The following is a 23,865-nucleotide window of genomic DNA, read 5'->3' as shown; positions in this document are numbered from 1 at the left end:
GCGCACTACAATGCACGTCATAGCGAATATTTGAACCCAGGGGAATGACAGCACCATGACATCGAACGACAACGCGACGCCGGGCACGATGCTCGAACGCGGCGCGGGCGTTGCCGTCTGGCGGCAGATCGAGCAGATCCTGGCGGCGGAAATCGCCGCCAGCGGATTTGGCGAAGAAGGGCGCCTGCCGAGCGAGGGTGAACTGGCCAAACGCTTCGACGTGAACCGGCATACCGTGCGCCGGGCCATGCTGGGTCTTGCCGCATTGGGCCTCGTCAGCGTCGAGCAGGGGCGCGGCACCTTCGTGCAACCGGGCGCCATCGACTATACGATTGGCCGCCGCACGCGGTTTACAGAAAACTTGCGCCAGCAGCATCATGCGGCGGCGGGCACGATGTTGTCGGCCGCACGCGTGAAGGCCGAGCCGAGCGTCGCCAAGGCGTTGAGTCTGCGGGCCGGTGCATCGGTCTACCGGATCGAATCGCTGCATGAATCCGACGGCGTGCCGCTCACGTTCGCGCGCAACTGGTATCCCGCGGCGCGTTTCGCTGACCTGCCGCAAGTGCTGGAGCGCACCGGCGGCATTACCAAGGCCATGGCGGAATTCGGCGTGAACGATTATTTGCGCAAGTGGAGCCGCATCGGCAGTGTGCTGCCCGAACCGGAGGTGGCGCGGCGGTTGAATATCAACCGTCAGCAACCGGTGCTGTGGGTCGAGAACGTCGATGTCGATCTGCAAGGCACGCCCGTCAAATACGGCTTCACGCACTTCGCCGCGGATCGCGTGCAATTGCTGGTGGAGCACGACCTATGAGCGGCGGTGAATGGAGCGCCGAGGCTCGTTTTGCCGTGTATTACGCGCCCTCGCGCGAGTCGGCGTGGTGGCGGGCCGGGTCGGCATGGCTCGCGCGCGACGCGGAAAGCGGCGAGCGGTGCGAGGCGCCGCAACCTTCGGATCTCGCACGTCCGCTCGTCGAGCTGACCGAAGCACCGCGCCGCTACGGCTGGCACGGCACACTGGTCGCGCCGTTTCGACTCGCCGACGGCGTGACGCAGGCACATGTATTGCAAGCCACGCGTGAGTGGGCACGGACGCAAAGCGCATTTGCATTGCCGGTGGAAGCCGCGACGCTCGGCGACTTTGTTGCGTTGCGGCCGGCCGATGCGCAAGGTGAGGCCGGCATCCGCGCCGTGGCCGCGAGCGCGTTGCAAACGCTCGGCAGGTTGCGCGCGCCGGCGTCCGCCGTCGATCGGGCGCGGCGTCTGGCGGCCCCGTTGAGCGAACGGCAACGTGCGTTGCTGATCGAATGGGGTTATCCATACGTGTTCGACGAATTCCGTTTTCATATGACGCTCTCCAATTCACTCGCCGATGCCGAGGAGCGCGCCACGCTGGTCGCATGGTGGCGAGCGCGAACGCCCGCGCTCGGACCGCTGCTGGTCGATCAGGCGGCGCTCTTCGTCGAACCGGCGCCCGGTGAACCGTTCGTGTTGTGGCAGCGCGTGCCGTTTCAGACCGGCGAGGTGAAATAACAATGACAGGTCGCTTGATCTACGTAATGGGACCGTCCGGCGCGGGCAAGGATTCGTTGCTGGAGTTCGCGCGAAAGCACCTGATGGGCGAGCCGATTCTGTTCGCGCATCGCTACATCACGCGGCCGAGCGGCAACGGCGAGGCGCATGTGGCGTTGAGCGTCGAAGAGTTCGCGGCGCGTTCCGTGCTCGGCCTGTTCGCGCTCGAATGGTCGAGCCATTCGCTGCGCTATGGCATCGGTGTCGAACTCGATGCGTGGCTTGCACGCGGCTGCACGGTGGTCGTCAACGGCTCACGGCAGCATTTGCAGCACGTGCTGGCGCGCTATCCGCACACGGAAGTGGTGCACGTGGACGCCGCGCCGCACATTCTCGAAGCCCGCCTCGGCGCGCGGGCGCGTGAGTCGGCGGAACAGGTCGCGGCGCGGCTCGCGCGCCGCGCGCCGTTCTCATTGCCGGACGGCGTGCGCTGCACCACGATCGATAATTCCGGCGCGCTCGACGAAGCGGGACATGAGTTGATTGCGTTTTTAAAGGCGGAAGCCGACGTTCAGTAAGCCGTACTATCCGGTCGCCGCCATATTTTCCCGTGTCGCATCCTGCAGGCACGATACGAACTGCAGGACGGCCGGCGTCGGCAGCAGGCCGCGCCGCGAAATGATGCTGAGATCGTAGTTCGGCAGCGCCTCTTCGATCTGCGCGACGCGAATGCCGAGCGGCGCGACCATCTGCGCAAGCGGCCGCGTGAAGCAGCCGATCACATCGGTTTGCGACACCAGTCCGAGCGTCACCGCGAACGACGACGGCGCACGTACCAGCCGCTTCGGCACCGGCAAGCCGTGCGCGGCGAACATCGCCATCATCACGCTGTGCGGGAAGTGATCGGCGCCCACGGTCACGATCCACTCCGCGTCGAGCAGCTCATGCAGGCGCGTCACATTGGCAAGCGGATGCCCGGCGCGCATGGCGACGACGAACTGCGTCGAGTAGAGCGGCGCCTGCACCAGATCGCTGTCGAGCGCCTGCACATGATGGATCGCCGCGATATCCAGCGCGCCGTTGCGCAAACGCGCGACGGCGTCCGGAATCGTCACTTCCTCCAGATGCAGATTGACCAGCGGCATCGCGAGGCGAAACTTCGAGACCGCGTGCGGCAGCGCCGTGAGCGCGATCGACGGCATGGTGCCCACGCTGACCCTGCCGGCCAGTTCTCCCTTGACCTGTTCGACCGCTTCGACCGTACGCCGCATGTCGCCGAGCAACTGCTCGGCGCGCGGCAGCAGCGCGAGCCCGCATGCCGTCAATTCGATGCCGCGCACGCTGCGCACCATCAACTCGGCATTCAACGCGCTTTCAAGCTCGCGGATCGCATGCGTGACGGCCGGCTGCGTCACGCCGAGCTCGCGCGCGGCGGCGCGCAGACTTCGGTGATGGGCGGCGGCGACGAACGCTTGCAACTGCTGCGGTTTCATTGGGGTAATCCCGTATATAACGCTTGTTAATCGGGGTGAAAAAAACAGCATCTTATTCGAACAAAACGGCGTGGCTATAGTGCTCGCCTGTTTGCCGCGTTTTCATGCGGCCATGAATCCTTGGAGCCCTGGAGATGAGCGAAGCCGCGCGTTTTACCGAAGTGTCCGACCTGGCGCCCGTCGCCGAGAGCCTGCGCGAGATTCGCCATCACATTCACCATCATCCGGAACTGGCCTACGAGGAACACCAGACGAGCGCGCTGGTCGCGGACAAGCTCGAGCAATGGGGCTGGCAGGTCACGCGCGGCGTCGGCCAGACGGGCGTGGTGGGCACGCTGAAAGTGGGCGACGGCAAGCGCAGTATCGGCATTCGCGCCGACATGGACGCGCTGCCGATCGTCGAGCAGACCGGCCTGCCGTATGCGAGCGGCACGCACGGCAAGATGCACGCATGCGGCCACGACGGCCACACCACGATGCTGCTCGGCGCCGCGCAACGCCTCGCGGCCACACGCAATTTTTCGGGCACGGTGCATCTGTACTTTCAGCCGGCCGAGGAGAGCGGCATCGACAGCGGCGCGCTGAAGATGATCAACGACGGCCTGTTCGAGCGCTTTCCCTGCGACGCCGTGTTCGGCGTGCACAACCATCCTGGCGAAGAACCGGGCGTGCTGTTGTTCCGTAAAGGGCCGTTCATGTCGGCGGGCGACAAGGCGATCATCACGATCGAAGGCGTGGGCGGCCACGCGGCGCGTCCGCATCTGACGGTCGATCCGGTCGTGGTGGCGGCGAGCATGGTGATGGCATTGCAGACGATTGTCGCGCGCAACGTCGATCCGTCGCAGCCGGCGGTGGTGACGGTCGGCTCGATGCATGCGGGCACCGCGAACAACGTGATTTCGAGCAGCGCGAAGCTGGAACTGAGCGTGCGTTCGTTTAGCCCCGAGGTGCGCGCGCTGCTGAAGAAGCGCATTACCGAACTCGCTGAATCGCAGGCCGCGAGCTATGGCGGCAAGGCGATCGTGGAATATATCGAAGGTTATCCGGTGGTCGTCAATTCGGATGCCGAAACGGATTTCGCGGTGGAGGTGGCGCGCGAACTGGTCGGCGACGACAAGGTGGTCGCGCAAACCGAGATCCTCATGGGCAGCGAAGACTTCGCCTTCATGCTGCAGAAGCGGCCGGGCACGTTCCTGCGCATCGGCAACGGCGCGGGGGAAGACGGCTGCATGGTGCACAACCCGCACTACGACTTCAACGACCGCAATCTGCCGGTCGGCGCGGCGTTCTGGACGCGGCTGGTGGAGCGCTATCTGGGGCAGTGATCCGGCGCAACGCGCCGCGCCCTAGTCAAGCCCTACAACCATAACAACGAGGAAGACCACGCGATGAGTACCACGACCGATGCGAGCCATGCCGCGGCGGCGAGCCGGACCAACAGCCGAGGCGCGATCGCTGCCGCCGTGATCGGCAACTGGCTTGAGTTCTTCGACTTCACCGTGTACGGTTTTTTTGCCGTGATCATCGGCAAGCTGTATTTCCCGTCGGCGGATCCGACCACGTCGTTGCTGTTGTCGGTGGCGACGTTCGCGGCGGGCTTTATCACGCGGCCGCTCGGCAGCGTCATGCTCGGCGTGTACGCGGACCGCAAGGGCCGCAAAGCCGCGCTCAATCTGACCATCATGCTGATGGCGGTAAGCACCGGCCTGATCGCAATCGCGCCGACCTATGCGCAGATCGGTTTGGCCGCACCTTTGCTGATCGTGTTCGCGCGTCTCGTGCAAGGCTTCTCGCAAGGCGGAGAGTTCGGCGCGGCCACCTCCACGCTGCTCGAACAGGGCGGCGGCACGCGGCGCGGTTTTCGCGCAAGCTGGCAACTGGCCACGCAGGGCGGCGCGGCGTTAATGGGCTCGGGCATCGCGGCGGCGCTGTCCGGCGCGTTGCCGAAAGACTCGCTGGAAAGCTGGGGTTGGCGCATTCCGTTCCTGCTCGGCGTGCTGATCGCGCCGGTCGGCATGTATCTGCGCCGCCGTCTCGCCGACGACACGGCGAGCGCGCACAGCCACGCGATCGAACGCGGCGTGCTGCACGAACTCTTCACCAGCCATGTGCGTCCGCTCATCCTGATCACGCTGACGGTGATGGGCGGCACGGTCTCGACCTACATCCTGACCTTCTACATGCCGACCTACGCGATCCACACGCTCGGCCTGCCGATGTCGCTGTCGATGCTGGTCGGCGTCGCCTCGGGTTTCGTGATGCTGATCACGTGTCCGCTATTCGGCATGCTGTCGGATCGCATCGGCAGCCGAAAGCGGCCGATCCTGTTCGGACGCGGCGTGCTGGTGCTGCTGCTGTTTCCGGCCTTCATGCTGATCAACCGCTTTCCGCAGTTGCCCGTCATCATGTCGCTGACCGCGCTGATGCTGCTGTTTTATTCGATGGGCTCGGCGTCGGAATTTGCCTTGATGTGCGAGTCGTTTCCGCGGCGCGTGCGCGCCACCGGCATTTCGATCGCGTATGCGTTGAGCGTGTGCGTGTTCGGCGGGACCGCGCAGCTTGTCGCCACGTGGCTGATCAAGCTGACCGGCAGCAAGCTGGCGCCGGCCGGTTATGTGGCGGCGTGCGTCGTGGTGTCGCTGATCGCGGTCTCGATGCTGAAGGAAACGGCGGACAAGCCGATCGATTGATTGCTTGCTCGAGCAGGGCGCCGCCATGGCGCGACGCCCGCAGTCGCCGCGCCTACCCGCGCCGCGCCACCATCTCCGAGACGGTTTGCGCGGCCTGCTGCAACGGTTCCAAAAACGCCTTCACCATCTGCTTGCCGGAATTGCGCTGCGCATTGCCGCTGATATTCATCGCGGCGATCACGCGTCCCTGGCGATTGCGGATCGGCGCGGACAGCGAAATCAAACCGCCTTCCAGTTCCTGATCGACGATCGCCCAGCCCTGGCGGCGCACCTGCGCGATCAGCTTCTTCAACTCTTCCTTGTCGGTGACCGTGCGCGGCGTGTGGGCGTAGAGCGGCGTCGAGCCCAGCGTCGCGTCGAGCGCTTCGTCGTCGAGCGATGCCAGCAGTACGCGGCCCATCGACGTGCAATAGGCCGGCAAGCGGCTGCCGATCGACAGGTTGATCGTCATGATCTTGTGGGTCGGCACACGCAGCACATAGACGATCTCGGTGCGATCGAGCACGGCCGCCGAGACGCTCTCGTGAACCTGCGCGGACAGTTGTTCCATCACCGGCTCGGCGAGGTTCCAGAACGGCATGGAAGTCAGATACGCGAAGCCGAGATCGAGGATCTTCGGCGTAAGGCGGAACAGGCGGCCTTCGGCCTCCACATAACCGAGCGTCTGCAGGGTCAGCAAAATACGGCGTGCGCCGGCGCGTGTGAGGCCGGTGGCGGCGGCGACGTCGGTGAGCGTCTGTTCGGGGCGCGTGGCGTCGAACGCACGGATCACCGCGAGGCCGCGCGCGAACGACTGCACATACGAGTCGCCCGGTTTGTCCGGGGCCGGTTCGGCGCTGACGGGAACGGCGGAAGACGGCGGCAGGGCTTTGCTCATGGACCTTGAAGATGCGTTCGAGGAACTGCGGACCCGCGCCGCGCCTGAATTCCCGGCGCGACGCGCTAAAGGCGTGACGATAGCTTAAGCCTTCTGTTTCGCCAACTTTGCCGCCTGATGGACAAAAATCCCAGGGTTTGCATGGATGCAGCCCGCATCTAAAATTTGTATGATGACCCGACAACATGATCAATCGAGGCATCGATGTTCGAGAAGATTCCTGCGAGAGCGTTGAGCGACACGGTCGCGCAACAGCTGCTCAAGCAGATCGACAAAGGCACCTTCGAGCGCGGCGGCAAGCTGCCGACCGAGGCCGTGCTGGCGCAACAGTTCGGCGTGAGCCGCACGGTGATCCGCGAGGCGATCTCGCGGCTGAAGAACGAAGGCGTGGTCGAGCCGCGCCAGGGCAGCGGCGTGTTCGTCGCCGCGCACGGCACGGTCCGGCCGCTGCGGATCGACTACGCGGAAGCGGTCGAGCCGGGCTCGGTGGTGCAGATTCTCGCGCTGCGGCGGGCCATCGAGGCGGAAGTCGCGTCGGAAGCCGCGATGCGCCGCAGCGACGCCGACATGATGTCGATCGACGCGGCGCTCGCGAAGATCGACGAGGCGGTGGCCGACGGCGAGGACGGCGTGGCTGAAGACGTCGCATTCCATCGCGCGATTGCGGCGGCTACCGGCAATCGGTATTTCCTCAAAACCCTCACGTTCCTGAATCAATACCTCGAAGCCGGCACGGTCGTCACGCGCCGCAATGAAGCGTTGCGCGAGGACTTTTCGCGTCAGGTGCGCGAAGAGCATGCGGCGATCGCCGCCGCGATTCGCGCGGGCGATCCGATGGCGGCGCGCAATGCGGCGCGAACGCATATGTACAACGCGGCACGGCGTCTCGCGGAAGCGGGGATCTGCTGAGCTTCACCGCTGAGCTTGAACGCCCAGGGTTACGCGCGAGCGTCCAACGAATTCATAGAGGTCAAGCATGTCCAGAAATGTCGGTGTCATCGGTCTTGGTGCAATGGGCCTGGGTGTCTCGCGCTCGTTGTTGCGCGCGGGTCTGCGGGTCCATGCGTGCGATCTGCGCAGCGAGGTCCTGAATGCGTTCGTCGCGGAAGGCGGCGTGGGTTGCGCAACGCCCGCCGAACTCGGCGCGCAGTGCGAGGTGGTCGTCACACTGGTCGTGAATGCCGCGCAAACCGAAGCCGTGCTGTTCGGCGAGCAGGGCGCGGTCGCCGCGATGAAACCGGGCGGCGTGGTGATCGCCAGCGCGACCGTGGCGCCGGACTTCGCCATCGAACTCGGCAAGCGGATCGAGTCGGCCGGTTTGCAGATGCTCGACGCGCCGGTCTCCGGCGGCGCGGCGCGCGCGGCCTCCGGCGAGATGACCATGATGACGTCCGGTCCCGCTGCGGCCTACGCTGCGTGCGAGGACGTGCTGGCCGCGATGGCGGGCAAGGTATATCGCCTCGGCTCTGCTCACGGTGCCGGGTCGAAGGTGAAGATCATCAATCAGTTGCTGGCCGGCGTGCATATCGCGGTGGCCGCCGAGGCGATGGCGCTCGGCTTGCGCGAGGGCGTCGATCCGGACGCGCTGTACGAAGTGATTACGCACAGCGCGGGCAATTCGTGGATGTTCGAGAACCGCGTGCCGCACATTCTGAACGGCGACTACACGCCGCTCTCGGCCGTCGATATTTTCGTCAAGGATCTCGGCCTCGTGCTCGATACCGCGCGTCGCTCGAAATTCCCGCTGCCGTTGTCGGCGGCGGCGCATCAGATGTTCATGATGGCCTCCACGGCCGGTCACGGCGGCGAGGACGATTCCGCGGTCATCAAGATTTTCCCCGGCATCGACGTGCCGGCGGCGAAGTGAGGAGGTCAGCGTCATGACGGCTACAACGAAACGCGCGCTGCTCGGCTGCATCGCCGACGACTTCACCGGCGCCACCGATCTCGCCAACATACTGGTGCGCGGCGGCATGCGCACGGTGCAGACCATCGGCGTGCCCGCATCGAATGAAACGGTGGAGGCCGACGCGCTGGTAGTCGCGCTGAAATCGCGCACCATCCCCGCCGCCGATGCGGTCGCGCAATCGCTCGCCGCGCTCGACTGGTTGCGTGCACAAGGTTGCCGGCAGTTCTTTTTCAAATACTGCTCGACTTTCGATTCGACCGACGCGGGCAATATCGGCCCGGTCACGGACGCGTTGCTCGACGCATTGTCCGGCGACGGCAGCGCTGGCGCGTTCACGATCGCCTGTCCGGCATTTCCCGAGAACGGCCGCACGATCTTTCGCGGCCATCTGTTCGTCGGCGACACGTTGCTCAACGCGTCGGGCATGGAGAACCATCCGCTCACGCCGATGCGCGATGCGAACCTCGTGAGCGTGCTGCAGCGGCAGACGCAGTCGAAAGTCGGGCTCGTGCGTTATGACGCCGTGGCGCAAGGCGTGTCGGCCGTGCGCGACTCTATCGACAGGTTGCGTAACGAAGGGGTGCGCATGGCGATTGCCGATGCGGTGTCCGATGCCGACCTCTACGTACTCGGCGAAGCGTGCGCTGATCTCACGTTGATCACAGGCGGCTCAGGTATCGCGCTGGGATTGCCGGCCAACTTCCGTCGCGCGGGATTGCTGAACGTGCAGGGCGATGCCGCGCAGTTGCCTCAGGTGAGCGGATTGTCGGCGGTGCTGGCGGGCAGCGCGTCCAAAGCGACCAACGCGCAGGTCGCGCAATGGCGCGCGACACGGCCCGCGTTCCGTGTCGATCCGCTCGCGGCTGCGCGCGGCGAGAACGTCGTCGAGCAGGCGCTGGCTTTCGCCCAGCCGTACCTCGACAAAGCCGAGCCCATGCTGATCTATGCCACCGCCACGCCCGACGAAGTCAAGGCGGTACAACGTCAGCTCGGCGTGAATGAAGCAGGGCATCTGGTTGAAAACACGTTGGCGTCGATCGCGCGCGGTCTGCACGAACGCGGCGTGCGCAAGTTCGTGGTGGCGGGCGGCGAGACCTCGGGCGCAGTGGTGCAAGCGCTCGACGTGCACACGCTGCGCATCGGCGCGCAGATCGATCCCGGCGTGCCGGCCACTGCTACGACCGGCGCCGAACCGCTCGCGCTCGCTCTGAAATCCGGCAACTTCGGCACGACCGACTTCTTCGAAAAAGCGCTGCGTCACCTGAACGGAGCCGCGCAATGACCGGCGCACCCGCACTCCACACAACGGACGAAGCGCGCGTTCGCGAGGAAATCTGCGTAACGGGCGCGAGTCTCTATCGACGCGGCTACACGGTCGGCACCGCCGGCAACATCAGCGCGCGGCTCGACGACGGCTGGCTGATCACGCCGACCGATGCCTGTCTAGGCCGGCTCGATCCCGCCGATATCGCCAAAGTCGATCTCGACGGCAACGCGGTATCCGGCGGCCGGCCCTCGAAAACGCTGGCCTTGCATCGCGGCATCTATGCGCGCAACGGCGCGGCGCGTGGCATCGTCCACACGCATTCGACGCATCTGGTCGCGCTGACTCTAGCGGGCGTCTGGCGCGAGACCGACGTGCTGCCGCCCATCACGCCGTACTACGTGATGAAAGTGGGCCACGTCCCCCTGATTCGTTACAAGCGGCCCGGCGATCCGCAAGTCGCCGAACAGATCGCCGCACTGGCCGACAGCGTTCGCGCGGTGCTGCTCGAACGTCTGGGGCCGGTGGTGTGGGAGCGTTCCGTGGCGCAAGCCTCCTATGCGCTCGAAGAACTCGAAGAGACCGCGCGTTTATGGTTGATGACGAACCCGCGGCCCGCACCGCTCGACGAAGCCGCACTCGAAGAATTGCGCACCGTATTCGGCGCTAGCTGGTAGTCGCAGCCGACAAAACACAGCCAGGCCACGTTGCGCTCCACATGACGCATCGGGCCATCCACTGAAGGAGACAATGCATGAGTTCGTATCAGGCCACCTCGAGCCAGCCGATTTCAGCAGCCGCCGCGGGACAACCCGGCGCCGCTGAAGTGGAGCGCACCTATAAGAAAGTATTCTGGCGCATCGTGCCGTTTCTGATGCTCTGCTATGTGGTCGCCTATCTGGACCGCGTGAATGTCGGTTTTGCCAAATTGCAGATGTCGCAAGACCTGGCATTCAGCGAAACGGTGTTCGGTCTCGGCGCGGGCGTGTTCTTCATCGGCTATTTTCTGTTCGAGTTGCCGAGCAACATTCTGATGCACAAGCTCGGCGCGCGCATCTGGATCGCGCGGATCATGATTACGTGGGGCTTGCTCTCGGCCGTGTTCGTGTTCGTGAAGACGCCGATGCAGTTCTACATCTTGCGCTTTCTTCTCGGCCTCGCCGAAGCCGGTTTCTATCCCGGCGTGATCCTGTACCTGACCTACTGGTTCCCGTCGCATCGGCGCGCGAAGATCATTGCGGTGTTCATGTCGGCGATTCCGGTGTCGGGCATCTTCGGCAATCCGCTGTCCGGCTGGATCATGCAGACGTTCCACAACAGCTCCGGTTTCGCGGGCTGGCAATGGATGTTTCTGATCGAAGCGATTCCCGCCATTGCGATCGGCATCGCCACGATCCTGTATCTCGACAACGGCATCGCTAGCGCGAAGTGGCTGAACGAGCGCGAAAAGCGCCTGCTCACCGATGAAATCGCCGCCGCGCAGCCGAAGGAAAAGGCCCAGGCGCATTCGCTCGGCGCGGTGTTCCGCGATCCGCGCACGTGGTGGATGTCGCTGATCTATTTCGCGTTCGTCACCGGGCAATACGGCCTGACGTTCTGGATGCCGACGCTCGTCAAATCGACGGGTGTGACCGGCGCGTTCAATATCGGCCTGCTGAGCGCGATTCCGTTCCTGTGCGCAATCGTCGTGATGAATGTGATGGGGCACAGTGCCGACAAGCGCCGTGAGCGCCGCTGGCATCTGATCGTGCCGGCGCTGTTCGGTGCGATCGGCTTCACGGTCGCGGCTTCGTTCGCGGACAACACGGTGGTGTCGATCGCGTTTCTTTCGCTCGCCGCTGCCGGCGTGCTGACCTGCGCGCCGCTCTTCTGGTCGCTGCCCACCGCGTTCATGTCGGGCGCGACTGCCGCGGCCGGCATCGCGATCATCAATTCGATCGGCAATCTCGCGGGATTCGCGAGCCCGTACATGATCGGCTATCTGAAGGATCTCACGCATAGCACGCAAACCGGCATGTATGTGCTGGCGGGCGTGCTCGTGATCGGCGCGATCGCCACGTGGTTCACGCCGGCCAAACTGGTCAACCGGTAAATCGACACGCCGCGCGGCATGCGTTGCTGCCGCGCGCCGCATCACACCGTTTTCAAGGAGTCGCTGCCATGCCTCGCTTCGCCGCCAATCTCTCGATGATGTACAACGAGCACGCTTTCCTCGACCGTTTCGCCGCCGCTGCGCAAGACGGCTTCGAAGCGGTCGAGTTTCTGTTCCCCTACGATTTCCCCGCCAACGAGATCAAGGCGCGCCTCGACGCGAGCGGTCTGACACAAGCGCTTTTCAACGCGCCGCCCGGCGACTGGGCCGGCGGTGAACGTGGGATTGCCTCGCTGCCGGGCCGCGAAGATGAATTCCGCCGCGGTATCGATACCGCGCTCGACTACGCGCGCGTGCTCGGCAATCGCAAACTGCATGTGATGGCCGGCCTGATCGGCGCGGATCAGCCGCGCGCGAAACATCGCGAGGTGTACCTGAGCAATCTCGCGCATGCCGCCAAGGCGGCGCAGGCCGAGGGCATCACCGTCGTGATCGAGCCGATCAATACGCGCGACATGCCGGGCTTCTTTCTGACGCGTCAGGACGAAGCGCAGGCGATCTGCGCGGAAGTCGGCGCAGAAAATCTCAAGGTGCAATTCGACTGCTACCACTGCCAGATCGTCGAAGGCGACCTTGCGGTGAAACTCAAGCGCGATATGGCCGGCATCGGCCACATTCAGATTGCGGGCGTGCCCGAGCGCCATGAGCCCGATACGGGCGAACTGAACTACCCGTACCTGCTCGAATTGATCGACTCGCTCGGCTACGACGGTTATATCGGCTGCGAATACCGGCCGCGCGCGGGCACGTCGGCCGGTCTCGGCTGGCTCAAACCGTATCTGAACGCGACCCGCTAACAAGGACGAACACATCATGAAAGTACTCATTACCGGCGGTGCGGGTTTTCTCGGCCAGCGTCTCGCGCGCGAACTGCTCGCGCGGGGTTCCCTGAAAGACGCGCAAGGCACGCCGCAAGCGATCACCGAACTGGTGTTGCTCGACGTCGTGCAAGCCAACGATTTCGGCGATAAGCGCGTGCGCGCGGAAGTGGGCGACATCGCCGAGCGCAGCGTGCTCGAGCGCGTGATCGACGCCCAGACTTCGGCGATCTTCCATCTGGCCGCGGTCGTGAGCGGCCAGGCCGAAGCGGATTTCGATCTCGGCATGCGTATCAATCTGGATGCGTCGCGGCTGCTGCTCGAAGTTTGCCGGCAACGTGGCCACCGGCCGCGCGTGCTGTTCACGAGTTCCGTCGCGGTGTACGGCGGCGAGTTGCCCGAGGTCGTGCAGAACGACACCGCGCTGAATCCGCAGTCGTCGTATGGCGCGCAGAAGGCGATCGCGGAGTTGCTGCTCAACGATTACGCGCGGCGCGGATTCGTCGACGGCCGCGTAGTGCGGCTGCCCACCATCAGCGTGCGGCCGGGCAAGCCGAATGCGGCGGCGTCGTCGTTCGCGAGCGGCATCATTCGCGAACCGCTGAACGGCGAAGCGGCGGTATGCCCCGTCGCGGGCTCGACGCGCCTGTGGCTGCTGTCGCCGCGCAAGGCGATCGAGAGCCTGATCGCCGGACTCGAACTCGATTCCGCCGCGCTCGGTAACCAGCGCGTGTTGAATTTGCCGGGTATTTCGGTGAGCGTCGACGAAATGGTCGCCGCGCTGCGCGAGGTGGCGGGCGACGCGGCTGCCGCGCGGATCGTGTTCGAGCCGGATGCGCGCGTCGAGAAAATCGTGGGTAGCTGGCCGGGACGGTGGGATACGTCGCGTGCCGAAGAGCTGGGGTTGAGCGGCGAGCGCAATTTTGCCGATGTAATCCGCAGCTATATCGAGGACGAGCATATCGAGCCCCGCTAGAAACACGGCCCACGCAATCTTCAGCCCCGTGCCGGCGCCTGGAAAACGGGCCGCCGGCAGGGGGCGCATGATTCGTCTGATCCTTCAAAAAAACGCACGCGGCCTGCACGTATTCCCTGGTGCGGGCCTGGCCGTGCTTGACATGGTTTCGGCCGCGCGCCTATTATCGTGTCTAGTTGTTCGATACATGACCGTCTGTTCGTATCAAGAACATATTGCGACATTCTCGAGCCCACCGTTCATCATCCTGCGCTAAGCTGAATGATGCCGCCGCTGCCCGGCAGCCGCTTTCCGTCGCGCTTTTGGGCGCGTCCGGTTTGCGCCGGGCCTGAGTTTCGGCCGCGGCGCGGCGCACGCAGCACATCAACTGGAGACATCACATGACCGAAGCATTCCTGTGCGACGCGATTCGCACCCCCATCGGCCGCTATGCGGGTTCGCTGTCGTCGGTACGCGCCGACGATCTGGGCGCCGTGCCGCTCAAGGCGCTGATGGAGCGCAACAAGGACGTCGACTGGAACGCAATCGACGACGTGATCTACGGCTGTGCGAACCAGGCCGGCGAGGACAACCGCAACGTCGCGCGCATGTCGCTGTTGCTGGCGGGCTTGCCGCAGGGCGTGCCGGGCACAACGGTGAACCGCCTGTGCGGTTCGGGCATGGACGCGGTCGGCATCGCGGCGCGCGCCATCAAATCCGGCGAGGCCGCGTTGATGGTGGCGGGCGGCGTGGAAAGCATGAGCCGCGCGCCGTTCGTGATGGGCAAGGCGCCCACCGCGTTCTCGCGCCAGGCCGAAATCCATGACACGACCATCGGCTGGCGTTTCGTCAATCCGCTGATGAAGAAACTGTACGGCGTCGATTCGATGCCGGAAACGGGCGAGAACGTCGCCACGGATTACAACATCAGCCGCGCCGATCAGGACGCTTTCGCCGTGCGCAGCCAGCAGAAAGCGGCGCGCGCGCAACGCGACGGCACGCTCGCGCAGGAAATCGTCGGCGTGACGATCGCGCAGAAGAAGGGCGACCCGATCACGGTGCTGCAAGACGAGCATCCGCGTGAGACGAGCCTCGAAACCCTCGCCAAGCTCAAGGGCGTAGTGCGTCCGGACGGCACCGTTACGGCAGGCAACGCGTCGGGCGTGAACGACGGCGCGGCGGCCCTGCTGCTCGCGAATGAAGAGACCGCCAAGCGCTTCGGCTTGACGCCGCGCGCTCGCGTGCTGGGTATCGCCACGGCCGGCGTTGCGCCGCGTGTGATGGGGATCGGCCCGGCGCCCGCCACGCAGAAACTGCTGGCGCGTCTGAACATGACCATCGATCAATTCGACGTGATCGAACTGAACGAGGCGTTCGCTTCGCAAGGCATTGCGGTGCTGCGCGCACTCGGCGTGGCCGACGACGACGCCCGCGTCAATCCGAACGGCGGCGCGATCGCATTGGGCCATCCGCTCGGCATGAGCGGCGCGCGTCTCGTGACCACGGCGATGTATCAGCTGCATCGCACGCAAGGCCGTTTTGCGCTGTGCACGATGTGTATCGGCGTCGGCCAGGGCATTGCGATCGCGATCGAGCGGGTGTGATCGTTTAGCGGCTTAGTCCGCGTCACGGTTGAAGCTGCTGGATGAAACAGCCTCGTTGCTCACGCGACGAGGCTGTTTCTTTTTGTGCTCAACGCGCATGGGGCGCATATCGAATCGGCATCTAATCCGATCTAATGACACGCTCGATAATGCTTGAATACCCAAAAAATATTGATTGCCGATTCGACAATCATGCAGTATCCGCTTAATGCTGGGTGCATTTAAAACCTGTCGTTCATTTTGAATGGCGGTGGCAATGTCGCGTCGTTGTCGTCTCGCAAGACGCCGCTGCGACGCCACGTCGCGGCACATTACAGGGCTGCGTGCATTTATTTGAAGATCACAATTCAATCAATTGCAGACCGTTGTAAGGCATGTAAAATCATTTGCGCCGTACCTTTTGAAAACTATCATCCTGAAGACACACAGGCACTCATGGAGTTATCAATCGGCATCTCGCGGTTTCGGATCGCCGTCACGCTGCATCAAACAATTTCTCGAGGAGCATGCATATGAAGGCAACGACCATTGGAGCAGCGTTGGTGTTCGCGGCGTTGGCCGCAGCCCAGCCCGCCTGGGCGCAAGATGCCATGGCCAGTGCCGCGCAAGGCGTCGTCAGCGCGGTGGAGCCGGTGCATGTGCGGGCGCAGATCGTCGGTATCGATCCAGGCACACGTACGCTCACGCTCAAGGGGTCGGGCGGCAACGTGGTGGTCGTGCTCGTAAGCCAGCAGGTGGAGGGTTTCGACAACCTGAAAGTGGGTGATCAGGTGGACGTGCTCTACAAGAATGCACTGCTCGTGAAGGCCGAGAAGGTCACCGGCAAGGACAAGGGCATTCGCGCGCGTGTCGACACACAGGTGTATGCCCCGGCTTCGGGCGGCTTCGAATCGGCGCGCCAGATCGAAGTGCTCGCCACCGTGCAGAAGATCGATCGCAAGAAGCGGCTGGTCACGCTGCGCGGCGCTTATCAGACGCAAACCCTCGAAGCCGGTCCGGACGTCGATCTGAAAGACGTCAAGGTCGGCGATACGATCCACGCGGTATTCGTTTCAGCGGCGGCTGTGCAGGTGACGCCGAAATAAGCATATAAACAGTCTTGCGCCATCGCGCGTTCATGCAAAAGAGCGTGCGAGCAAACACCCCTCGTTTGCAGGGGTGTTTGTGTTTTCCCGCCGCGTGTGACGCCTCGCGGAGCCGCGCTGTCACGAACTCGGCTAACGTGGCGCAGGCGGTCCCAGACTCAACCACGCGAGTCGTCCCAGCCAGCGTCTGAGCAGACCGCCTCGCGCCGGCAACGCATAGCTCAACGACACGCGCGCGACGCATTCGCCATCGGTACTCAACCATACACGCTCGCCGCGTTGGAGTTGGAATGTGTGGCCCGGATCGAGCCAATGATCGTAAGGTGAACTGACGCGTGTGAGCCAGAGGCGCGCGCCCTGCACGGCGAGCGTGCTATCGGCCTCCACACGCCAGGTCAGCGTTGCGCCTGGCATCACTGAAAAATGCAGCACCAGCCTCGGCAGACGCTCGTCCTGCCGATACGCCACCAGACTCGAGTCATCATCCGTGCACTGCGGGCTTGCCTGATCCATCTCGTTCTCCGTCATCAAGCCGGCTGACGGAGGCGCCCACAAAACAAAAGGCCCCTTCCGTTACCGGCGGGGCCTTGGGGATGTGTTACGCAGATTCAGACTGCTAACGCGCACGTACTCCCAATGGCCAGCCGATGATGGCTCGCTTCGGGTGTGTAATCGCATTCGCGATGGAGATGTGCGTCAACATGAGATCGAGTGTGCCGTTTTGCCGCAGGTCTTGTCAATCGAAAAGATCGCAATCCACACAAACGGGTACGTGAAATGGAATACGAAAACGCGTAGTGGCAATGGCGACTCACGCGTTTTGCGCGTGGCGACGCATCACACTGACAAGCAGCGGTTCACCGTCGATGCGGCGCGACGATGCCCAACGACGCAATACGCCGATACAAAGTGGCGCGCGACATGCCGAGCGCTTGCGCCGCTGCGTTCGGCCGCCATTGATGGCGGGTGAGTGCGTCGATAATGCGCGCACGCTCCTCGCGCGGATCCTGCCGCGCGTCCCGTCGCCGGCCGTCATGCGGATCGATCCGCAATAACGCCGGTTTGTGCACGGCCTCGGGCGCGAGCAACGCCGCTATATCCGGCGCGACATGGCGCAATTCCACGCGCGCGCTGTCGCAAATCGCGCACGCGTACCGCATCACGTTGCGCAACTGGCGAATGTTGCCCGGCCATGCGAACCCTGCAAGACGTTCGGCGAGTTGTGGGTCCAGCGTGAGCACGTGGCCAGCCATTTGCGCTTCTTCGTCGAAGACCGCGTCGATCACGTCGCGGATATCCGCGCGCTCGCGTAGCGGCGGCATCGGCAAACATGCGCCGCTCAGCCGGTAATACAGGTCTTCGCGGAACGTGCCGGCCGCGACCATCTGCGCGAGATCGCGGTGCGTGGCGCAAATCACGTCGATATCCACGCGCATGGGCGCATCGCCGCCGAGCGGTGTCACTTCGCCTTCGGCCAGCACGCGCAGCAGACGCGTTTGCAGATCGAGCGGCATGTCGCCGATTTCATCGAGAAACAGCGTACCTGTATGTGCCTGCGCAATCTTGCCGCGCGCGCCGCGGCTGCGTGCGCCGGTGAAGGCGCCGGGCGCGTAGCCGAACAATTCGCTTTCGATCAGCGATTCGGGAATCGCGCCGCAATTCACGGCGATAAACGGCCTCGCACGCCGCGCGCCCGAATCGTGCACCGCGTGCGCAAACACTTCCTTGCCGACGCCGGTCTCGCCGAGAATCAGAATCGGCAGACGCTTGCCCATCACGCGCAACGCCACGGCCGCGTTGTGCGCGATCTGCGGCTCCGCGCTGTGCAGAAAACGTCCGAGCGCACCGAGTTGCAGATCGTCTTGCGACGCGCTTTGCGACGAGCGTGCGGCACTGCCGTTCATCGTGGACGCCGAGCGCGAGACGCGCCTGAGCGGCGCGCGAATCCGCGCATACAGGGTCGTTCCGGTTGCGCGCAGACGCAAGCCGATAATCGCATCCGTGCGCGCGACGTCGTGCAGATGCGAGCCCGACGTGTCGAATACGTCGTCGATGTGGCGCGGACCGTTGAGCGCTGGTATGCACTCGCGCGCCTTGCGATTGGCGGCGACGAGATTGCCGCATTCGTCGAAGGCAATCAGTACTTCGGGTTGCGCCTCGACGAAGTTGCGGCTCGAATGGCCGAACAGAACCCAGTGCTGGCTGGTTTGATTGAGGAAGTAACCGTCTTCGATCAGACCGGCGCTTTGCCGCACGAGTTGGAACACGAGCCGCTGACTGTCGCGGTTATCCGGCGACTGCACGGCGGACGCATCGAGCACGCCGATCATTTCGCCGGTCGGCGCGAAGATCGGCGCCGCGCTGCAGGTGAGCGTGGTAAACGCAGCGCGGAAATGATCGGTCTTGTGCACGGTGATCGGCGCGAGGTCGGTCAGCACATTCGCCACGCCGCAGGTGCCTTCCTCGCGCTCGGACCAGCACGAACCGATATACAGCCCTGCATGCTTGAAATCGCTGCGGCGTTCGCGGTCGATCCGGTAATCGATGGTGACGCCGTGCGCGTCGGTGAGCATCACGCAATAGTCGGCGACGCGAATCATGTCGTGCAGACGTGACAGACATTGCCCGGACGCACGCAGAAAGTCCTCTTCCTTGCCCTGCACTTCGCGCAATTCGGCGGACGTCAGCACGCGCGGTCCGATCACGGCGCCAGGGTCGAGCCGGTACTGTTCGAACGAACGCTGCCACGACGAGACGAGCCGAGGAGAATCGGCAGGCGCGGGCAGGCGTCCTTCAATGGCGCCACGCACGCGGTCGATGTGCTGGGTCTGCGAGAGGTAAGGCATGGTCGGCTCCAGGCGAGCGACACACAGTGAGATCAGGGCTTCTTGTATCACATCCCGCTTGATGAATCACACTGCAATGCAGCACGCGAGACGCGTGAGACGTTTGTCTCAGTCTCAGGTGAGACGTGGAGCCTTGCCGCGCGGATCGAGGCGGGTGAAGGGTTTGCGCTGCGTGTTCGGTTTCGTCGTGCCGGTTGCGAACGTCGCAAGCGGTCGGCATGAGACGCGAGCGACGCTGCATCGCGCGGCCGTGGTTCAATGTCTCGCCCGCATGGCAATGCGCAGAGCCCTTTAAATACGGCACTTTCGTGTGGCGTCACGATTTTTCGGCAAATTGGCACACCCTTTGCAGTGTCCTGCGCATGACAAAGCGCCGCCGTTCGACGACGGCGTAGAAAGGAGACAAGCACAGTGCCATCGCCCATCACCGTCGGCGTGATCGCGAACCCGGCGTCGGGTCGCGACATTCGTCGTCTTACTTCCTACGCGTCGGTGTTTCCGACCTCCGAAAAGGCCAACATGGTGGTGCGCCTGTTGGCCGGGCTCGGTGTGCTCGGCGTGACCCGCGTGCTGTGTTTGCGCGACCGGACTGGCGTGGCGGCGCTGCTGCTGCGCGCGCTCGACACGCACGATGCCGTCGCCGCGCAACAGCGCTGGCCCGAGGTCGAGTTCATCGAGCAGCCGATCACCGACAGCGTCGCCGATACCCACGCCGGGGTCGCCGCGATGCTGAAGGCGGGTGTCGAACTGATCGCCGTACTGGGCGGTGACGGTACGCATCGCGCCGTCGCCGCACATTGCGGGAGAGTGCCGCTGCTGACCTTGTCCACCGGCACCAACAACGCCTTTCCGGATTTGCGCGAAGCGACCGTGGCCGGCCTTGCGGGCGCGCTTGTCGCGTCGGGCGCGGTGCCGCCGGACGCGGCGCTGATGCGCAACAAGCGGCTCGTGGTGCGCTGTACGGCCGGGCCGAATCGCGGCCGCGAGGAGATCGCGCTGGTCGACGTCTGCGTGAGCCGTCAGCGCTTTGTCGGCGCGCGGGCCGTGTCCGATCCGGCCGATATCGAAGAACTCTTTCTCACGTTTGCCTCGCCCGACGGCATCGGCCTTTCGTCGATCGGCGGAGCGTGGGCGCCCGTGGAGCGCACCGCGTCGCACGGTTTGCATCTGCGCTTTGCCGCACCGGGCGAATCCGGCGTGCCGCTGGTGGCGCCGATTGCGCCGGGCCGCGTGGAGCGCGTGGTGATGCGCACGTGCGAACGCGTCGAAGTCGGCGTGTGGCGGCCGCTCGACACCGAGCACGGCACGCTCGCTTTCGACGGCGAGCGCGAAATCGAACTGGAGCGCGGCGACCGCTATGAGATCGCGCTGGACTGGGAAGGGCCGTTGACGGTCGATGTCGAACGCACGCTGCGCTTCGCGGCGTCACGTCAACTGGTGCGGGAAGTGGCGAACGTGGTTGCGCATCAAAAGTAGGCTGTAGGCAGGCAGTGCATTCATTCCAAGGAGACACACCATGTCGGTTTCAACTGAGTTGAGCAAGGAAGATCTACTGAAGGCGTATCGCATGATGCGCACGATCCGCGAGTTCGAGGAGCGTCTGCACGTGGAATTCGCGACCGGCGAGATTCCCGGCTTCGTGCATCTGTACGCGGGTGAAGAGGCGTCCGCCGTCGGCACGATGCTGCATCTGAACGACGCCGATTATGTGGCGACCACGCACCGCGGTCACGGCCATTGCATCGCCAAGGGCGTGGACGTGCGCGGCATGATGGCCGAGATCTACGGCCGCAAGACCGGCGTGTGCCATGGCAAAGGCGGCTCGATGCATATCGCCGACCTGTCGAAAGGCATGTTGGGCGCGAACGGTATCGTCGGTGCGGGTGGGCCGTTGATTTGCGGCGCGGCGCTGGCGGCGAAGTACAAGAAATCGGGCGGCGTGGGCGTGTGCTTTTTCGGCGACGGTGCGTCGAATCAGGGCGTGATTTTCGAATCGTTGAATCTGGCTTCGGTATGGCGGCTGCCGGCGATTTTCGTGGCGGAGAACAACGGCTACGCGGAAGCGACATCGTCGACGTGGTCGGTGGCGACCGACAACATCGCGGATCGCGCGAGCGGCTTTGGCATGCCGGGCGTAATCGTCGACGGCTTCGACTTCTTCGCCGTGCATGAAGCGCTCGGTGAAGCGATCGAACGCGCGCGTCAGGGCGGCGGGCCGACGCTCGTCGAAGTGAAATTCTCACGCTATTTCGGCCATTTCGAAGGCGACGCGCAAACCTATCGCGCGCCCGGCGAAGTTCAGAAACTGCGCGACGAGAAGGATTGCCTGAAGCGTTTCGAAGAGCGCGTGGTGCGCGCCGAAATGCTGAGCGCGGATCAGTTGCGTGGCGTGGATGCCGAGGTCAAGAGTCTGATCGACAGTGCGGTGACCGAAGCCAAGGCTGCGCCGCTGCCGACTGCTGAAGATTTGTTGAGCGACGTCTACGTGTCTTATCCGTAACGCACGGCATTGCATATCTAAACGATTCTGGAGACAGACATGGCACGCAAGATCACATTTTCTCAGGCCATCAACGAAGCCCTGAGTCAGGAAATGGCCCGCGATGAAACCGTCATCGTGATGGGCGAGGACAATGCGGGCGGCGCCGGCTCGCCTGGTGAACAGGACGCGTGGGGCGGCGTCCTCGGCGTCACGAAGGGACTCTTTCGCAAGTATCCGGGCCGCGTGCTGGACACGCCGCTTTCCGAAGGCGGCTATGTCGGCGCGGCGGTCGGCGCGGCGGCCTGTGGCATGCGGCCGGTCGCGGAGCTGATGTTCATCGATTTCATGGGCGTGTGTTTCGACCAGATTTTCAACCAGGCCGCCAAGTTCCGCTACATGTTCGGCGGCAAGGCGGTGACGCCGGTCGTGATTCGCGCAATGCAAGGCGCGGGCTTGCGCGCGGCGGCCCAGCATTCGCAGATGCTGACTTCGTTGTTCACGCACATTCCTGGACTGAAAGTGGTCTGCCCGTCGACGCCGTATGACGCGAAGGGTCTGCTGATTCAGGCGATCCGCGACAACGATCCGGTGATCTTCTGCGAACACAAGTTGCTATATGGCCGCGAAGGCGAGGTGCCCGAAGAGTCGTATGCGATTCCGTTCGGCGAAGCGAACGTGGTGCGCGACGGCGACGACGCCACGATCGTCACCTACGGACGCATGGTGCATTACGCCACCGAAGCCGCTGAAAAACTCGCGAAGGACGGCATCCAGGTGGAGGTGATCGACTTGCGGACAACATCGCCGCTCGACGAAGAAACGATCCTGGAGAGCGCGAACCGCACCGGACGCGTGGTCGTGGTCGACGAAGCGAATCCGCGCTGCTCGATCGCCACCGACATTTCCGCGTTGATCGCGCAGCGCGCGTTCCACTCGCTCAAGGCGCCGATCGAAATGGTGACCGCGCCGCATACGCCCACGCCGTTTGCCGGCGTGCTCGAAGACATGTATATCCCATCGGCTGCGCAGATCGCCGACGCTGTATTGAAAGTGAGGGCTTGAACGATGCCGATCCATATGATCACGATGCCCAAATGGGGCTTGTCGATGGAGCAGGGACAGGTCAACGGTTGGCTCAAGGCCATCGGCGACAAGGTAGTAAAGGGTGACGAAATTCTGGACGTGGAAACGGACAAGATCTCGTCGGGCGTCGAGTGTGCGTTCGAGGGCATCTTGCGCCGGCAGATCGCGCAGGAGGGCGACACGCTGCCCATCGGTGCATTGCTGGCCGTGGTGGCGGACGCCGAAACGCCGGACGCGCAGATCGACGCCGAGGTCGAAGCGTTTCAGCGCGACTTCGTGCCGGCCACATCGGCGGATGGCGACAGTGGACCGCAACCGGAGAAAGCGCAAATTGGCGGGCGCACGGTGCGCTATCTGAAACTCGGCGAGGGCGGCACGCCCGCGCTGCTGATTCACGGTTTTGGCGGCGATCTGAACAACTGGTTGTTCAATCACGCCGACCTCGCCGCGCATCGGGCAGTGTGGGCGCTGGATCTGCCGGGTCACGGCGAATCCGGCAAGGCGCTCGAGACCGGCAGTGCCGATGAAATCGCGGACAGCGTGATCGCGTTCATGGATGATCGCGGCATCGACAAGGTGCAGTTGATCGGTCACTCCATGGGCGCACTGGTCGCCATGACCGTTGCGGCAAAGGCGCCGGGACGTGTGGCGTCGCTGGCGTTGATTTCGGCCGCGGGACTGGGCACGGAAATCAACGGCGACTACATCCACGGTTTCACTGAAGGCAGCAATCGCAACGCGCTCAAGCCGCAACTGGCCAAACTCTTCGCCGACCCGGGTCTCGTGACGCGTCAACTGGTGGAGGACATCGTCAAGTACAAGCGGCTCGAAGGCGTGCCCGAGGCGTTGCGCAAGATATCGGCGTCGGCCTTTGACGGCAACGCGCAACGCGCGAGCTATCGGGACCGGCTCGCGGAACTCGCGCCGCGCAGTCTCGTGATCTGGGGCGCCGGCGATCAGATCATCCCGGCCGCGCATGCGCAGGGTCTGCCGGGCGACATCCGGGTTCACGTGCTCGAAGGCAAAGGGCATATGGTGCAGATGGAAGCGGCGTCTGAAGTGAATCGTCTGCTCAACGATTTCCTGGGGCGCTGA

Annotated in this window: 22 protein-coding genes; 18 read left to right on the top strand and 4 right to left on the bottom strand. The window is 64.1% G+C overall.

Going from position 1 to position 23,865, the window contains the following annotated elements:
- Positions 1 to 55: 55 nt before the first annotated feature.
- The 3 genes from phnF to phnN are packed head-to-tail and all read left to right on the top strand — an operon-like array spanning position 56 to position 2,090.
- Positions 56 to 814: a phosphonate metabolism transcriptional regulator PhnF gene (gene phnF / locus B0G81_RS14570; RefSeq protein WP_116147889.1), complete on the top strand. Its 759-nt coding sequence runs from the start codon at positions 56 to 58 to the stop codon at positions 812 to 814.
- Positions 811 to 1,533: a DUF1045 domain-containing protein gene (locus B0G81_RS14565; RefSeq protein ID WP_134136699.1), complete on the top strand. Its 723-nt coding sequence runs from the start codon at positions 811 to 813 to the stop codon at positions 1,531 to 1,533. The genes phnF and B0G81_RS14565 overlap by 4 nt, the downstream gene beginning before the upstream one ends.
- 2 nt (positions 1,534 to 1,535) lie before the next feature.
- Positions 1,536 to 2,090, top strand: coding sequence for a phosphonate metabolism protein/1,5-bisphosphokinase (PRPP-forming) PhnN (gene phnN, locus B0G81_RS14560; RefSeq protein WP_106282406.1), 555 nt, complete (start codon positions 1,536 to 1,538; stop codon positions 2,088 to 2,090).
- 6 nt (positions 2,091 to 2,096) lie between these two features.
- On the opposite strand, the gene B0G81_RS14555 is transcribed toward phnN, so the two are convergent.
- Complete coding sequence (locus tag B0G81_RS14555; RefSeq protein WP_134136696.1) at positions 2,097 to 3,005, bottom strand: LysR substrate-binding domain-containing protein; 909 nt, start codon at positions 3,003 to 3,005, stop codon at positions 2,097 to 2,099.
- Between the two features lie 134 nt (positions 3,006 to 3,139).
- Between B0G81_RS14555 and B0G81_RS14550 the strand changes: the two genes are divergently transcribed.
- A complete protein-coding gene (locus B0G81_RS14550) occupies positions 3,140 to 4,330 on the top strand; it encodes a M20 aminoacylase family protein (RefSeq protein ID WP_134136694.1) in 1,191 nt (396 codons plus the stop codon).
- A 63-nt stretch (positions 4,331 to 4,393) separates the two neighbouring features.
- Positions 4,394 to 5,695: an MFS transporter gene (locus tag B0G81_RS14545; protein WP_134136692.1), complete on the top strand. Its 1,302-nt coding sequence runs from the start codon at positions 4,394 to 4,396 to the stop codon at positions 5,693 to 5,695.
- Between the two features lie 52 nt (positions 5,696 to 5,747).
- Here the strand turns inward: B0G81_RS14545 and B0G81_RS14540 are convergent, their stop codons facing one another.
- On the bottom strand, positions 5,748 to 6,572 hold the full coding sequence (locus B0G81_RS14540; RefSeq protein WP_106282402.1) for an IclR family transcriptional regulator: 825 nt from the start codon (positions 6,570 to 6,572) through the stop codon (positions 5,748 to 5,750).
- 204 nt (positions 6,573 to 6,776) lie between these two features.
- On the opposite strand from B0G81_RS14540, the gene B0G81_RS14535 reads away from it, so the two are divergent.
- The 9 genes from B0G81_RS14535 to B0G81_RS14495 all read left to right on the top strand — a co-directional run bounded on the left by B0G81_RS14535 (position 6,777) and on the right by B0G81_RS14495 (position 16,359).
- Complete coding sequence (locus tag B0G81_RS14535) at positions 6,777 to 7,481, top strand: FadR/GntR family transcriptional regulator (RefSeq protein ID WP_134136688.1); 705 nt, start codon at positions 6,777 to 6,779, stop codon at positions 7,479 to 7,481.
- 67 nt (positions 7,482 to 7,548) lie between these two features.
- Positions 7,549 to 8,439: an L-threonate dehydrogenase gene (gene ltnD / locus B0G81_RS14530; RefSeq protein WP_134136682.1), complete on the top strand. Its 891-nt coding sequence runs from the start codon at positions 7,549 to 7,551 to the stop codon at positions 8,437 to 8,439.
- Between the two features lie 13 nt (positions 8,440 to 8,452).
- Positions 8,453 to 9,763 carry a 3-oxo-tetronate kinase gene (otnK, locus tag B0G81_RS14525; RefSeq protein WP_134136679.1) on the top strand — a complete coding sequence of 437 codons (1,311 nt, stop codon included), beginning with the start codon at positions 8,453 to 8,455 and terminating at the stop codon, positions 9,761 to 9,763.
- The gene (locus tag B0G81_RS14520; protein WP_134136675.1) at positions 9,760 to 10,422 is read left to right on the top strand and encodes an aldolase; all 663 of its coding nucleotides are present in this window, start codon (positions 9,760 to 9,762) and stop codon (positions 10,420 to 10,422) included. Before otnK ends, B0G81_RS14520 begins: the two co-directional genes overlap by 4 nt.
- 77 nt (positions 10,423 to 10,499) lie before the next feature.
- Entirely contained in the window at positions 10,500 to 11,837 is a 1,338-nt protein-coding gene (locus B0G81_RS14515) for an MFS transporter (RefSeq protein ID WP_134136671.1), read from the top strand.
- Positions 11,838 to 11,905: 68 nt separating this feature from the next.
- The gene (gene otnI / locus B0G81_RS14510) at positions 11,906 to 12,694 is read left to right on the top strand and encodes a 2-oxo-tetronate isomerase (protein ID WP_134136667.1); all 789 of its coding nucleotides are present in this window, start codon (positions 11,906 to 11,908) and stop codon (positions 12,692 to 12,694) included.
- 16 nt (positions 12,695 to 12,710) lie between these two features.
- Complete coding sequence (gene denD / locus B0G81_RS14505; protein WP_134136663.1) at positions 12,711 to 13,691, top strand: D-erythronate dehydrogenase; 981 nt, start codon at positions 12,711 to 12,713, stop codon at positions 13,689 to 13,691.
- 380 nt (positions 13,692 to 14,071) lie between these two features.
- Positions 14,072 to 15,274, top strand: coding sequence for a 3-oxoadipyl-CoA thiolase (pcaF, locus tag B0G81_RS14500; protein ID WP_106282394.1), 1,203 nt, complete (start codon positions 14,072 to 14,074; stop codon positions 15,272 to 15,274).
- Between the two features lie 512 nt (positions 15,275 to 15,786).
- Positions 15,787 to 16,359, top strand: a complete 573-nt coding sequence (locus B0G81_RS14495) for a hypothetical protein (protein WP_106282393.1) — start codon at positions 15,787 to 15,789, stop codon at positions 16,357 to 16,359.
- Between the two features lie 132 nt (positions 16,360 to 16,491).
- On the opposite strand, the gene B0G81_RS14490 is transcribed toward B0G81_RS14495, so the two are convergent.
- Complete coding sequence (locus tag B0G81_RS14490) at positions 16,492 to 16,872, bottom strand: DUF2917 domain-containing protein (RefSeq protein WP_134136658.1); 381 nt, start codon at positions 16,870 to 16,872, stop codon at positions 16,492 to 16,494.
- A 344-nt stretch (positions 16,873 to 17,216) separates the two neighbouring features.
- Positions 17,217 to 19,205 (bottom strand): sigma-54-dependent Fis family transcriptional regulator, encoded by a 1,989-nt coding sequence (locus tag B0G81_RS14485; RefSeq protein WP_134136653.1) that lies wholly within the window; start codon positions 19,203 to 19,205, stop codon positions 17,217 to 17,219.
- A 411-nt stretch (positions 19,206 to 19,616) separates the two neighbouring features.
- Between B0G81_RS14485 and B0G81_RS14480 the strand changes: the two genes are divergently transcribed.
- Genes B0G81_RS14480 through B0G81_RS14465 form a run of 4 tightly spaced genes read left to right on the top strand, consistent with a single transcriptional unit; the run spans position 19,617 to position 23,865 of the window.
- Entirely contained in the window at positions 19,617 to 20,681 is a 1,065-nt protein-coding gene (locus B0G81_RS14480; protein WP_134136651.1) for an NAD(+)/NADH kinase, read from the top strand.
- Between the two features lie 40 nt (positions 20,682 to 20,721).
- Complete coding sequence (locus B0G81_RS14475) at positions 20,722 to 21,705, top strand: thiamine pyrophosphate-dependent dehydrogenase E1 component subunit alpha (RefSeq protein ID WP_134136649.1); 984 nt, start codon at positions 20,722 to 20,724, stop codon at positions 21,703 to 21,705.
- A gap of 39 nt (positions 21,706 to 21,744) precedes the next feature.
- Complete coding sequence (locus B0G81_RS14470; protein ID WP_134136645.1) at positions 21,745 to 22,749, top strand: alpha-ketoacid dehydrogenase subunit beta; 1,005 nt, start codon at positions 21,745 to 21,747, stop codon at positions 22,747 to 22,749.
- 3 nt (positions 22,750 to 22,752) lie between these two features.
- On the top strand, positions 22,753 to 23,865 hold the full coding sequence (locus B0G81_RS14465) for an acetoin dehydrogenase dihydrolipoyllysine-residue acetyltransferase subunit (RefSeq protein WP_134136640.1): 1,113 nt from the start codon (positions 22,753 to 22,755) through the stop codon (positions 23,863 to 23,865).

Source organism: Paraburkholderia sp. BL6665CI2N2 (assembly GCF_004366535.1).
Classification (GTDB): Bacteria; Pseudomonadota; Gammaproteobacteria; order Burkholderiales; family Burkholderiaceae; genus Paraburkholderia.
Note: the sequence above shows the minus strand (reverse complement) of the source record. Positions and strands in the feature narration are given on the sequence as shown.